This is a genomic window from Gallibacterium genomosp. 2, from assembly GCF_000771895.1.
In the GTDB taxonomy this organism is placed as follows: domain Bacteria; phylum Pseudomonadota; class Gammaproteobacteria; order Enterobacterales; family Pasteurellaceae; genus Gallibacterium.
Genome location: NZ_JPXY01000017.1, coordinates 83,512 through 97,299 on the forward strand (window position 1 = coordinate 83,512; position 13,788 = coordinate 97,299).

The 13,788-nt window shown below is 39.0% G+C and carries 9 protein-coding genes; 6 read left to right on the top strand and 3 right to left on the bottom strand.

Translation table 11 applies throughout. The annotated features are described in order from the left end of the window. Positions 1–102: 102 nt before the first annotated feature. Complete coding sequence (putP, locus tag P375_RS04055; RefSeq protein WP_039134639.1) at positions 103–1,608, bottom strand: sodium/proline symporter PutP; 1,506 nt, start codon at positions 1,606–1,608, stop codon at positions 103–105. Between the two features lie 22 nt (positions 1,609–1,630). Further along, on the bottom strand, positions 1,631–5,071 hold the full coding sequence (gene putA / locus P375_RS04060) for a bifunctional proline dehydrogenase/L-glutamate gamma-semialdehyde dehydrogenase PutA (RefSeq protein ID WP_039134641.1): 3,441 nt from the start codon (positions 5,069–5,071) through the stop codon (positions 1,631–1,633). Between the two features lie 294 nt (positions 5,072–5,365). Here putA and P375_RS04065 point away from each other — a divergent pair, with 294 nt between their 5' ends. From P375_RS04065 to P375_RS04090, 6 genes are all read left to right on the top strand, one after another. After that, complete coding sequence (locus tag P375_RS04065) at positions 5,366–6,961, top strand: ABC transporter substrate-binding protein (protein WP_039134643.1); 1,596 nt, start codon at positions 5,366–5,368, stop codon at positions 6,959–6,961. A 93-nt stretch (positions 6,962–7,054) separates the two neighbouring features. Beyond that, entirely contained in the window at positions 7,055–8,065 is a 1,011-nt protein-coding gene (locus P375_RS04070; RefSeq protein WP_039134646.1) for an ABC transporter permease subunit, read from the top strand. A gap of 11 nt (positions 8,066–8,076) precedes the next feature. After that, positions 8,077–8,967, top strand: a complete 891-nt coding sequence (dppC, locus tag P375_RS04075; protein ID WP_039134649.1) for a dipeptide ABC transporter permease DppC — start codon at positions 8,077–8,079, stop codon at positions 8,965–8,967. Positions 8,968–8,975: 8 nt separating this feature from the next. Then, complete coding sequence (gene dppD / locus P375_RS04080; protein WP_039134652.1) at positions 8,976–9,959, top strand: dipeptide ABC transporter ATP-binding protein; 984 nt, start codon at positions 8,976–8,978, stop codon at positions 9,957–9,959. After that, the gene (locus tag P375_RS04085; RefSeq protein WP_039134655.1) at positions 9,952–10,956 is read left to right on the top strand and encodes a peptide ABC transporter ATP-binding protein; all 1,005 of its coding nucleotides are present in this window, start codon (positions 9,952–9,954) and stop codon (positions 10,954–10,956) included. The genes dppD and P375_RS04085 overlap by 8 nt, the downstream gene beginning before the upstream one ends. Before the next feature lie 62 nt (positions 10,957–11,018). After that, a complete protein-coding gene (locus P375_RS04090) occupies positions 11,019–11,936 on the top strand; it encodes an EamA family transporter (protein WP_039134658.1) in 918 nt (305 codons plus the stop codon). Positions 11,937–11,986: 50 nt separating this feature from the next. Here the strand turns inward: P375_RS04090 and edd are convergent, their stop codons facing one another. Next, on the bottom strand, positions 11,987–13,786 hold the full coding sequence (edd, locus tag P375_RS04095) for a phosphogluconate dehydratase (RefSeq protein ID WP_039134661.1): 1,800 nt from the start codon (positions 13,784–13,786) through the stop codon (positions 11,987–11,989). Positions 13,787–13,788 lie beyond the last annotated feature (2 nt).

Below are 13,788 nucleotides of genomic sequence, written 5' to 3' on the forward strand. Positions count from 1 at the left end.
GTCAAGCATTTTCGGCAAAAATGACAACAACTGCTTAAAAAAGGGGCTGATTTTACTCAGCCCAAATGCTCTACTTATCTTTACTAGCAAAAAATCGAATAATTACAAACTCTTTTGCGAATTGAAATGATCAACCGCAACATCAAACCGTTCCGCAACATCTTTCGCCACCGGAGAAAATAATGATGAAGTAACGGTAACAACTGAGCAGGCTAAAAAGCCCGGAATAATTTCATAAAGATTTGCAATATCTGTCCAATTTAAAGTCTGCATTAATGGTTTCCACGCCACTACGGTTACTGCTCCAGCAATCATTCCCCATAATGCTGCGTTAGAAGTGATATTGCGATTAAATAAAGACATAATTACCAATGGCCCAAACGATGCACCAAACCCAGCCCACGCATAGGAAACCAAGCCCATTACGCGTGAATTCGGATCTTGTGCAATTGCAATTGCAATTACTGCAATAATTAACACCATAATACGCCCAACCCAAACTAACTCCTTACTGGAAGCATTTTTTCGTAAAAAGCCGTGATAAAAGTCTTCTGTTAATGCTGCTGAACACATTAAAAATTGAGCTGATAAAGTACTCATAATAGCTGCCAAAATAGCTGATAATACAATTCCCACTATCCACGGATTAAAAATAGCTTTGGAAATTTCAATGAATACTGATTCTGCCGAATCTAACATAACACCTTTCACTTCAAAATAGGCCAAACCGAAATAACCCACTGCACAAGCACCGCCTAAACAAAGTAGCATCCACGTAATACCTATTACTCTTGCTTTTTCTAAGGCTTGTACAGAATTTGCAGCCATAAAACGCGCTAAAATATGTGGTTGTCCAAAATACCCTAATCCCCAAGAAAGTGCTGAAATTACACCAATACCAGAAACATTATACAACCAATTTGAATAAGGAATGCCTGTCTGCTCTGATTTTAATGTTAACGCTGCCGAAATTTCATTCCAACTGATATTCAGCAAAACGATAACTGGAGCCAGTAACAATGCAAAGATCATTAATGAAGCTTGAATTGTATCACTCCAAGAGATGGCTAAATATCCTCCGATAAAAGTATATGCAATAGTAGCTATAGCCCCAAAAATTAATGCCGTACCATAATCAATACCAAGCAGACTTTGGAACAATTTTGCACCCGCTACCACCCCCGAAGCGCAATAAATAGTAAAGAAAAAAAGAATAACAGATGAAGAGATGATTTTTAATGATTTAGCACGATAAGGAAAACGTGCTGCAAAAAACTCAGGCAACGTTAACGCATTACCATAATGTTCAGTGAAAACACGCAACCGTCCTGCGACAATACGATAGTTAAAATAAGCCCCTACCGTTAAACCAACAGCAATCCACGCTTCCGACAAACCAGTAATGAAAATAGCGCCGGGTAATCCGAGCAACAGCCAACCAGACATATCAGATGCACCAGCGGACATTGCTGTTACAAAACTTCCCATTTTGCGTCCACCCAAAATATAATCATTAAAATTTTTTGTCGAGTAATAAGCGTAAATGCCAATACCTAAAATTACAAACAGATATAAACCAAAAGCTGTGTAGATTTGATAATTCTGCATACTTTCCCCCTACTAATAGTGGTTATTGTTCTTCAATAGCCATCAGTGTCGCATTTCCACCTGCGGCTGCAATATTCTCACTATGTGAAAATTCGTGATATAACAACGTGATATCTTGATGTTGTGTCCAGTCATATAGACAGAAAATAAATGGATTATGCTCTGCTAATGCCACTCGTTTTTCTAGACTAATCGGCGAAACAAACACACCTTTTTGATAATATTCGTTCGGTTTACGTGCAGTTAAATCCGGTAAACGATATGTTAACAATAGATTATCTTCTTCCACTACCACTTTAAAACCGGAGCGTTGTAAATATTGATATGCCGACATCAAACGTGCGACATCGTCACCCAACAACAACACTGATGTTGTTTTATAATTAATTATATTCAATTCACCGGTAATGCTTGGCAATGTTTTCGGTACTTCAGCCAACGAAGAATAATATTGTGCGGTTCGAGTCAAACGCTGAACATATAATTCACCACCAGCTTTCGGACCAGTTCCAGATAAACCGTGTCCACCAAATGGCTGCACACCAACTACCGCACCAACGATATTACGATTGATATAGAAATTACCGCATTGTAGATTGTCTTCGACCATTTTTATTGATTGCTGAATCCGACTATGGCAACCGCCAGTCAGCGCATACCCTTTTGCATTAATCGCTTGTAACAAAATGGCAAGATCCTGAGGTTTATAACGTACAAAATGCAAAATCGGCCCGAAAACTTCGTGTGTAATCTGTTGCAATGAGCCAATCTCATAAATTGACGGCGCAACAAAATAACCAGATGTCGGTGCAAACAATTCAAAATGACGACGTGCGATTTTACGCACACTTGCTTGATAATCAAGTAGTTTTTGTTGAGCTTCTTGATCTATCACTGGTCCAATATCAGTATTAAGATATCTTGGATCGCCTATTACCAGTTCTTGCATTGCTTCTGTAAGCATTTGATATAAACGGTCGGCAATATCTTCTTGCACCAACAAAATACGCAAAGCGGAACAACGTTGCCCTGCTGAATCAAATGCTGAACTAAGTACATCTGTAATCACCTGTTCTAATAATGCAGAAGAATCTACTACCATCGTATTTAATCCACCAGTTTCTGCGATAAATACCGGATGATTTTCACGGGTAATCAACTGTTTATTAATTAAATGTGCTACCTCTGTTGAGCCGGTGAACATTACCCCGTTAAACGGCTGTGCAACCAATGCCGCACCTAAATCACCATTGCCCAATGTTAATTGCAATGCATCACGAGGAACGCCTGCTTGATGCAACAATCTCACCGCATAATAGGCAATAATTGAGGTTTGTTCAGCCGGCTTAGCCACTACACTATTTCCAGCTGCTAACGCTGCTGCGATTTGTCCTGTAAAAATTGCTAATGGGAAATTCCAAGGTGAAATACATAAAATAGTACCCAATGGCGGAGCTAACATCTTATTTTCTGATAATAATCGAATTTGCTCTGCATAGTAACGCAAGAAATCTATCGCCTCTCTTAACTCCCCTATCGCATTCGGCAACGTTTTACCGGCTTCCTCAATTGCTAATTTAATCAATAATCCGAAATTCTGTTGATAAAGATCAGCTGCTTTTTCTAAAATTTCAGCTCTTTCTTGTGCTGTTTTTTCGTTCCATTTACTCTGTTGTGCTGCACAAAAAACCTCAGCGGCTGACGAAGTAGACATAAAATCGACTGTTGCCAATCTATCTGCCAACTGCGCCGGATTAATGGCTTTATAACTGTGTGAAATATCCGCATCGGTTGCACAAAGAGAGTGAACATCGCCATACTCCGCTTTATTTAATGCCTGTTCCAAGCGTGCCAAATCCATTTCATCATTTAAGTTGAAGCCTTGAGAATTTTTGCGTTGTGGGAATAATTCCTCCGGCAATTTAATTGCTTTATTCGGCAAGCCATTAAATTTCTTCACTTTTTCCCACGGTGCTTCAATTAACTCTTCAACAGAAATATTGTCGTCAATTAATTGGTGAACAAAAGAAGAGTTGGCACCGTTCTCCAACAAGCGGCGCACTAAATAAGCCAACAATGTCTGATGCGTTCCCACCGGCGCATACACGCGCACACGACGATTGAATTGTTGTGGCCCGACAACATTGTCATACAGCGTTTCGCCCATTCCATGTAAACATTGAAACTCAAATTCTTTATTTTTTCCCAACTCATAAATAGTTGATAGTGTCTGCACATTATGTGTCGCAAATTGTGGATAAATCACATCCTGAGCCGCTAACAATTTTTTTGCACAGCTGATATAAGAAATATCACTATGTACTTTCCTAGTATATAAAGGAAAACCGGAAACACCTTCTGCTTGCGCCCATTTGATTTCACTATCCCAATAAGCACCTTTTACTAGCCGTATCATCATTTTACGCTGATAACGACGGTTCATTTCAATAATGTAATCCAACACAAACGGACAACGCTTAGAATAAGCCTGAACTACAAAACCAATACCATCAAATCCGGTAAGGTCAGGATCTTGTAATAATTTTTCCAGCAAATCTAAAGATATCTCTAAACGAGAAGCTTCTTCAGCATCAATATTTAATCCAATATTGTACTGCTTCGCTAATACAAACAATTTCTTTAATCGAGGATAAAGCTCATCCATTACTCGTTGTTGCTGAGAACGACTATAACGGGGATGAATTGCTGAAAGTTTTACGGATACACCATTGGAATCATACAATGAGCGACCTGCCGATTGACGACCGACCGCATCAATCGCCTCCACATAATCTTGCATATATCGGTCGGCATCCGCCATTGTCATTGCCGCTTCGCCCAACATATCGAAAGAAAAACGATAGCCTATTTTTTCCCTAGGAATAATATTTTTTAACGCTTCCTCCATTGTTTCACCGGTAACAAATTGATTTCCCAAAATACCCATTGCCTTTTCTATCGCTAACTTCATTATCGGTGCAGACAAACGGGAAAAACTTTTCATTAATGCTGAAGAGAGTTTTTCTTCACTCAAAGAAGCACTAATTTTACTCCCTAAAATCAAGCCATAACTAGCTGCATTTGTGAACAATGAACCTGATTTCTTAATATGAGAACGCCAATCACCAAGCTGTAATTTATCATTAATTAATGCATATCTCGTTTCCGCATCAGGAATACGTAACAAAGCTTCCGCCAAACACATCAACGCAATCCCTTCATCACACCCTAAAGAGAATTCGTGCATTAAAGCATCAACTCCGTAATGTTTCTGTTTTTTAGAACGAACTTTGGTAATCAACTCACGCGCTACATTATTGATCGTATTTTCTTGTTGTTCATTAAAAGACAATGTAGTCAACAAACGCTGTACTGCTTCCTGTTCAGGAGACGCATAATGTTGGCTAATTAATTGGCGTAATTCAGATTTTTGGCTAAGGTCATTAGCATATTGATAACTCATTTTTACTCCGTAAGTAATTTATTGTTAAATAACTGTTACAAATTTAAAGTAATCATCACAAATAATAAAGTTTATTTGTTTAAATTTGTGACATATTTCAAATAAATTTTTAACTCTACAGAAATATTTATTGTTATTATGATTTTTCTGTACCTGTTTAATGTTAATGATCGCTTTTCACTCATTTCTTTAAACTTAATTAAATATCTCTTGACAAATTAAGTTTTTTGTTCACTAAATAAAGAAGTTTTTTAATAAAAACGATGGCAAACACACATACAACTTGGAGAAATTATGAAAAAATTAACTAAGCTATCACTGAGCGTGCTGGCACTATCTCTCTCTACTGTTGCACTCGCTGCACCAAAAACACTAGTTTATTGTTTAGAGGCCTCTCCTTCAGCATTCAATCCACAATTAGTGACAGACGGTGCATCCATTGATGCTAGCGGACAAACAATTTATAACCGTTTAACAACTTTTGAACGAGGTAAAACCAATGTTATTCCATCATTGGCAGAAAGTTGGGATATTTCAGACGATGGTAAAGTGTACACATTCCATCTCCGTAAAGGTGTAAAATTCCAATCAAATAAGCTGTTTAAGCCTACTCGTGATTTTAATGCCGATGATGTGTTGTTCTCATTTAATCGCCAATTGGATAAAGATAATCCATATTACAAAATTTCCGGCGGAACTTATGAATATTTTATCGGTATGGATATGCCGAATATCATTGATAAAATTGAAAAAATTGATGATTACACCGTTCGCTTTACTCTAAAAGCGCCTAATGCACCGTTCCTTGCTAATGTCGCGATGGACTTTGCGTCTATTCTTTCAAAAGAGTATGCCGATAAAATGTTGGCTTTAGGCAAACCGGATGCAGTCGATACTCAACCAATTGGTACTGGCCCGTTTGAATTTGTTTCTTATCAAAAAGATGCTTTAATTCGTTATAAAGCTTTCACTAATTACTGGGAAGGTAAAGCAAAAATAGATCGTTTAGTATTTTCTATTACACCGGATCCTTCCGTTCGTTATGCTAAACTAAAAAAAGGTGAATGCCATGTAATTCCTTATCCTAATCCGGCTGATATTGCCGATATGAAGAAAAATCCCGAAATTATTGTTAACGAAAAAGCTGGGCTTAACATTGGCTACTTAAGTTTTAACGTCACAAAACCACCATTTGATAATATTAAAGTTCGTCAAGCATTAAGTTATGCCGTGAACAAAAAAGCCATTATGGAGGCAGTGTATCAAGGAACTGGTCAAATTGCGAAAAACCCGATTCCACCAACAATGTGGTCTTACAACGATGATATTAAAGATTATGATTACGACCCTGAAAAAGCAAAACAACTTCTAAAAGAAGCTGGTTTTGAAAAAGGTTTCAGTACCGAACTTTGGGCAATGCCGGTTTCTCGACCGTATAATCCGAATGCACGTCGTATGGCAGAAATGATTCAGGCTGACTGGAAAAAAGTCGGAGTTGATGCCAAAATCATCAGCTATGAATGGGGTGAATATTTGCAACGTATGCGTAAAGGTGAAGATCCAAGCGGTATGATGGGTTGGAACGGTGATAACGGTGATCCTGACAACTTCTTAGGAACATTATTAAGCTGCGCTGCGAAAGAGCAAGGTTCAAACTATGCTAAATTCTGCTATGAACCATTTGATAAATTAATTCGTGAAGCGGTGCAATCAACCGATTTAGCTAAACGTACCGAACTTTATAAGCAGGCACAAGTGATTTTCAAAGAACAGGCTCCTTGGATCACCATTGCACATTCAACTGTTTATGAGCCGACTCGTAAAGAAGTGAAGAATTACATTATTAACCCATTCTCACTTCATCCGTTTTATGGCGTTGACTTAGAATAATTACAATCGCTATATTATCACTTTTATAATGATAACAACTTTTCTTGCCATCACTTGATGGCAAGAATCTTTTAATTGTTTAATGAGAATCTTATGTTTCGATTTATTTTCAAACGGGTAGCGATGGTGATTCCAACATTTATCGGAATCACTTTACTCACTTTTGCTCTTATTCATCTTATTCCCGGTGATCCAATCGAAATTCGTATGGGAGAACGTGGTTTAAGTCCGGAAGTTCATCAGCAAATGATGCATCAATTGGGACTTGATAAACCTTTACCTGAACAATATTTCGATTATTTAAAAGGCATTGCTCACGGTGATTTCGGCATCTCTTTTAAAAACAATGTGCCGGTTTTAGATGAATTTCTGTCACTCTTTCCGGCAACAATCGAACTTGCCGTTTTCGCAATTTTATTTGCTGTTATTATCGGTATCCCTATCGGGATTTTAGCAGCGATTAAGCGAGGGTCGATATTTGATCACTCGGTAATGGCAATTTCCCTCACTGGCTATTCTATGCCGATTTTCTGGTGGGGATTATTATTGATGTTGTTGGTATCAGTACAATGGAATTTAACTCCTGTTTCCGGTCGCATTGATGCGGAATATTGGGTCGATTCTGTAACCGGCTTTATGTTGATTGACAGCTGGTTATCTGGAGAACCTGGAGCATTTAAATCAGCAGTTATGCATTTAATTCTCCCTTCTATTGTACTTGGTACTATTCCACTAGCGGTTATTTCAAGAATGACTCGTTCTTCTATGTTGGAAGTGCTAGGCGAAGATTATATCCGCACTGCTCGTGCCAAAGGGCTTTCTTCGATGCGTATTATTGTTGTTCACGCACTGCGTAATGCATTAATACCGGTCGTTACTGTAATTGGATTGATTGTTGGGCAATTATTGTCCGGTGCTATCCTTACTGAGACAATTTTTTCTTGGCCGGGAATCGGCAAATGGGTTATCGAAGCAATTCGTGCCAGAGATTATCCAGTAGTACAAAGTGCCGTGTTGATTATTGCCACTATCATTATCATCGTCAATTTATTGGTTGATCTGTTATATGGTGTGGTTAATCCCCGTATTAGATACCGTAAATAAGGATTTCATTTATGTCTACCCTTGAACTTACCGCACCAGCTCCGCGTTCACCGTTACAAGAGTTTTGGTTCAATTTCAGCAAAAACAAAGGAGCTGTGGTCGGTTTAGGATACATTATTATTATTTTTGTTATTAGCTTGTTTGCAGATGTAATTGCACCACACGATCCAATTATGCAGGTTCGTGATGCCTTCCTTCTTCCCCCTGCTTGGATTGACGGAGGAAATTGGAGCCATATTCTAGGAACAGATGACGTAGGAAGAGATATTCTTTCCCGTCTTATCTATGGTGCAAGATTATCTCTTTTCATTGGACTGTTAGTCGTTTCACTTTCTTTTATTTTAGGCGTTACTTTAGGTTTAATTGCCGGTTATTTCGGTGGTTTAGTCGATATGATCATTATGCGAATTATCGATATTATGTTGGCATTACCTAGCCTTTTGCTTGCAATCGCAATTGTGGCAATTTTAGGTCCATCATTGCTCAATGCCTCATTTGCAATTGCTTTTGTATCGTTACCAAGTTACGTCCGTTTAACTCGCGCTTCGGTTTTAAATGAGATCAATCGAGATTACGTAACCGCTTCCCGTGTTGCTGGAGCAGGGATCTTACGTTTAATGTTTATTACCATTTTACCTAACTGTCTTGCACCATTAATTGTGCAGACATCAATGGGCTTCTCCAACGCTATTTTAGATATGGCAGCACTCGGTTTCCTTGGAATTGGCGCTCAACCACCAACACCGGAATGGGGTGCAATGCTGGCAGAAGCATTACAATTTGTTCAACGTGCTTGGTGGGTTGTCACTTTCCCCGGCTTAGCCATTCTTTTCACTGTGCTTGCCTTTAACCTAATGGGTGATGGCTTACGAGATGCACTTGATCCAAAATTGAAACAGTAGGAGTAATAATGTCGTTATTAACCGTTAACAATTTATCTGTTCATTTTGGCGATAAAGATAAACCTTTTAAAGCAGTTGATCGTATCAGTTATCAAGTTGAACAGGGTGAAATTTTAGGAATTGTCGGAGAATCTGGTTCAGGAAAATCGGTGAGTTCGTTGGCAATTATGGGACTAATTGATTTTCCAGGACGCGTGAGTGCTGACCAATTACAATTTGATGGGCAGAACTTATTAAAACTGGATGAAAAACAGAAGCAAAAATTAGTCGGTGCTGATGTTGCAATGATCTTTCAAGACCCAATGACAAGTTTAAACCCTTGTTATACGGTAGGTTTCCAAATTATGGAAGCACTCAAAGTACATCAAGGAGGAAGTCGCAGAGAACGTCGAGAGCGTACCCTTGAATTATTAAAATTGGTTGGCATTCCTGACCCAAAATCTCGCCTTGATGTTTATCCACATCAATTATCCGGCGGAATGAGTCAACGAGTGATGATCGCAATGGCAATCGCTTGCAAACCGAAATTATTAATTGCTGATGAACCAACTACTGCATTAGACGTAACAATTCAGGCACAAATTATTGATTTACTTTTAGAATTACAGCAAAAAGAGAATATGGCGTTGATTCTAATCACGCACGATTTAGCATTAGTTGCAGAAGCTGCTCATCGCATTATTGTAATGTATGCTGGTCAAGTAGTCGAAGAGGGGTTATCTGAGGATATTTTCCGTGAGCCTAAACACCCTTATACACAGGCACTACTACGCTCCTTGCCGGAATTTGCTACCGGTAAATCTCGTTTGCAATCATTGCCCGGTGTTGTTCCCGGAAAATACGATCGTCCACAAGGCTGTCTGCTTAATCCTCGTTGTCCGTATGCTACGGATGAATGTCGCAAAAATGAACCACAACTACACAAACTAGGCAACCGTTTGGTCAAATGTCATACACCTCTTGATGTACAAGGAAATCCTCAAAATGTCTGATAAACAAATGATTACAAAAACAACGGCGAGTACGCCTTTATTGGAAGCGATTAATCTAAAAAAATACTATCCAGTAAAAAAAGGAGTTTTCACGCCTGTTCAATATGTCAAAGCACTTGACGGTATTTCATTCACATTACAGCAAGGCAAAACACTAGCAGTTGTTGGAGAATCCGGTTGCGGTAAATCAACATTGGGAAGATTACTAACAATGATTGAAAGTCCGACAGAAGGTGAACTCTATTATCAAGGGAAAAATTTTTTAGTTAAAGATAACGAGATCGTTAAATTACGCCGACAAAAAATTCAAATTGTGTTTCAAAACCCTTATGCATCTCTTAATCCACGTAAAAAAATTGGTACGATTCTAGATGAACCGTTAAAAATTAATACTAATCTAACAAAAGATCAGCGTAAAGCAGCAGTCTTATCAATTATGGATAAAGTGGGATTACGTCCGGAATTTTATGATCGTTATCCCCATATGTTTTCTGGTGGTCAACGTCAACGTATTGCCATTGCTCGTGGTTTAATGTTGAACCCTGATATTGTCGTAGCGGATGAACCTGTTTCTGCGCTGGATGTTTCTGTTCGAGCGCAAGTACTAAATTTGATGATGGAATTACAGGAAAACTTAGGTTTATCCTATGTTTTCATTTCTCACGATCTCTCTGTGGTAGAACACATTTCTGATGAAGTAATAGTGATGTATTTAGGTCGTTGTGTCGAACAAGGCACGACCGAACAAATTTTCGGCAATCCACGTCACCCATATACTAAAGCTTTACTCTCAGCGACACCGAGATTATCACCCGAATTAAGACGAGAACGAATCAAACTTTCCGGCGAATTACCTAGCCCATTAAATCCACCAAAAGGTTGTGCTTTCAATGCTCGCTGCCAGTTTGCCACGGAACGGTGTCGTCAACAACAACCGGAATTAAAAACCTATTCTGACGGAGTAAAAATTGCTTGCTTTATGGTTGATGACAATTAGGCGTTTACGCAAAAAATAAAAGGTCTATAATACGCGCATTCTAATTTATGTGTGTTTAAAAAATGATCTCAAAACTTGTTTCTAAAGGGTTTATCTTTGGTTGTATTGGTGCTAGTTTTTATGGATTAAACCCTTTATTTACACTGCCTTTATATGAATTAGGGTTATCTCCCGACTCCGTATTATTCTATCGTTTTAGTGTTGCCAGCTTGATCCTTGCATTTATTATGCGGCAACAAAAAATATCTTTTTCACTCACTAAAGTAGAGTTGATTTCTGTTATTTTCGTTGGTGTAATGTTTGCCATTTCATCACTCGCTCTCTTTATGAGTTATCAATTGATTGAAGCCGGTATTGCATCAACTATTTTATTTATCTATCCATTATTAGTAGCAGTGATGATGATAATGTTCTTCAAGGAACGTATTAATTTAATCACTATGCTTGCAATTACGCTCGTAATTTTCGGCGTATCTATGCTATACCAAGACAATGATGGTACCAGTCTTAATCCGTTTGGTGTCTTGCTTGTCTTTATTTCAGCCTTGACTTACGCCATTTATATTATTGCAGTTGAAAAATCACCTTTGCATAATCTACCGATCATTAAATTAACTTTTTATGGTTTGCTATTCAGTGCATTAGTATTTTTCTTTCGCTTAGATTTTGGTGTACGTTTGCAAGTAAATAATTCATCGCAATTTTGTATTAATATCATTGGTTTAGCGGTAGTTCCAACTGTACTTTCTTTGATATTGATGAATCAGTCTATTCAAATGATCGGTTCAACCACCGCTTCCATTATTGGTGCATTGGAGCCGATTACTGCACTATTAGTCGGCGTTTTAGTGTTCCACGAACAGATGACTATACGTATTTTACTTGGCATTATTGCTATTCTTTCCGCAATTGTCTTAACGGTGTCAGGTAAGGAAATTTTACGTTTCTTCGGCGACCGTCATCACCATTTTAGGCATTAAAAAATTGAGGTTGGTATCTTCTACCAACCCCACTAATAATTTAAATCCTACTACTCATCATTGAAGATAGTCGCCCCCTCTTCAGCTGAACTGATGTTTTGCCTGAACAGTTTAAACAACTCTCGTCCGGAATATTGATACTCCGCACTCAAATCAATCTTCACTGCTTGACGTTCACTTAAATCAGTTAAACAGTTTAAGTGCCCCTGTTCTGCATCAATTTCCAATAAATCGCCATTTTGCACATAGGCTAACGGCCCACCTTTCACGGATTCCGGCGTTAAATGAATGATCGAAGGTACTTTCCCGGAAGCGCCGGATAAACGCCCATCCGTCACCAATGCGACTTTTAACCCTTGCTCCATTAAATTGCCTAAAATCGGCATCAACTGGTGCAATTCCGGCATTCCTCTTGCCGCCGGCCCGCTGTTACGCACCACAATCACTGCATCTTGCGTCAATTTTCCTTGTTGATAAGCGTTCACCACATCCTGTTGTGACTCAAACACCATTGCCGGTGCGATTAATCGGCGTTTTTCCGGTTGCACCGCACTGATTTTAATCACACCTCGTCCCAGATTACCGGCAACCACTTTTAATCCGCCGTGTGCACTGAATGCTTTGCCTTGCTCCGCAATCACATTCTTATCTAAAGTCTGATCCACCGCCTGATAAACCAGTTTTCCTTGTTGTAGGGTCGGCATAGTGAAATAATCCTGCATTGAGCCATAAATCGGGGTCGCATCTAAATGCAATAATCCACGCTCTGCCAACAGTTTCAACAATAACGGCACTCCACCTGCTTGATGAAATTGATTTACATCTGCAGGTCCATTTGGGTAAATCTTCGCCAATAATGGTACAGCATTCGACAAATCAGAAAAATCATCCCAATTCAGAATAAAACCTGCCGCCTTCGCTACAGCAATCATATGCATTGTGTGATTTGTACTTCCGCCCGAAGCCAATAATGCCACTAAACCATTGACCAAACTTTTCTCATCTAAAACTTTCGCTAATGGTCTAAAATCCGTACCGTTTTGGCTAATCTTCACCATATGACGGCTAACCATTTCTGTTAACAACGGTCGAATCAGGCTGTTCACCGGCACAAATGCAGCACCCGGCAACATTAATCCCATCGCCTCAAACACAAGCTGATTAGTATTTGCCGTACCATAAAACGTACAAGTTCCGTTGCTATGATAAGCAGCATTTTCCATCTGCTGTAACGCTTCTTTACCTAACTTTCCAGCTGCATACTGCTGACGAATAGCAACTTTTTCCTTATTTGATATTCCAGTTGTCATTGGACCAGTCGGCACAAATGCTGTCGGCAAATGACCATAAGACAATGCCCCCATTAATTGTCCCGGTGCAATTTTATCGCAAATACCTAATAACAATGTGGCATCGAAAGTATTATGACTTAAACCTATCACTGTACTTTGAGCAATTAGATCTCGAGAAAACAATGAAAGATCCATTCCCTCCTGTCCTTGCGTAATACCGTCACACATTGCTGGCACACCTGCTGCTACCTGAGCAGAATGTCCCATTTGTTCTAATATCTGTTTGATTTGTGTTGGATACTCAAGATAAGGCGAATGCGCACTCAACATATCATTATAAGCAGAAACAATTCCCACATTGATTTTTGTAAAATCCAAAATTGTCTGTTTCTGTGCTGGACAGCAGGTTGCTACTGTATGTGCTAAATTACCACAACTAAGATGGGAGCGACTTTTTCCTCGTTGCAACTGATGTTCAATACGGGCTAAATAACGTTCTCGTGTGTGTCGACTGCGTTCCACAATTCGTTTAGTTACTTGAGCAATAACAGAATTCATAC

Coding starts and splice junctions, on each gene's coding strand:
- putA (WP_039134641.1), bottom strand. CDS start 5,071: ATGAGTTATCAATATGCTAATGACCTTAGCCAAAAATCTGAATTACGC.
- putP (WP_039134639.1), bottom strand. CDS start 1,608: ATGCAGAATTATCAAATCTACACAGCTTTTGGTTTATATCTGTTTGTA.
- P375_RS04090 (WP_039134658.1), top strand. CDS start 11,019: ATGATCTCAAAACTTGTTTCTAAAGGGTTTATCTTTGGTTGTATTGGT.
- P375_RS04070 (WP_039134646.1), top strand. CDS start 7,055: ATGTTTCGATTTATTTTCAAACGGGTAGCGATGGTGATTCCAACATTT.
- edd (WP_039134661.1), bottom strand. CDS start 13,786: ATGAATTCTGTTATTGCTCAAGTAACTAAACGAATTGTGGAACGCAGT.
- dppD (WP_039134652.1), top strand. CDS start 8,976: ATGTCGTTATTAACCGTTAACAATTTATCTGTTCATTTTGGCGATAAA.
- dppC (WP_039134649.1), top strand. CDS start 8,077: ATGTCTACCCTTGAACTTACCGCACCAGCTCCGCGTTCACCGTTACAA.
- P375_RS04085 (WP_039134655.1), top strand. CDS start 9,952: ATGTCTGATAAACAAATGATTACAAAAACAACGGCGAGTACGCCTTTA.
- P375_RS04065 (WP_039134643.1), top strand. CDS start 5,366: ATGAAAAAATTAACTAAGCTATCACTGAGCGTGCTGGCACTATCTCTC.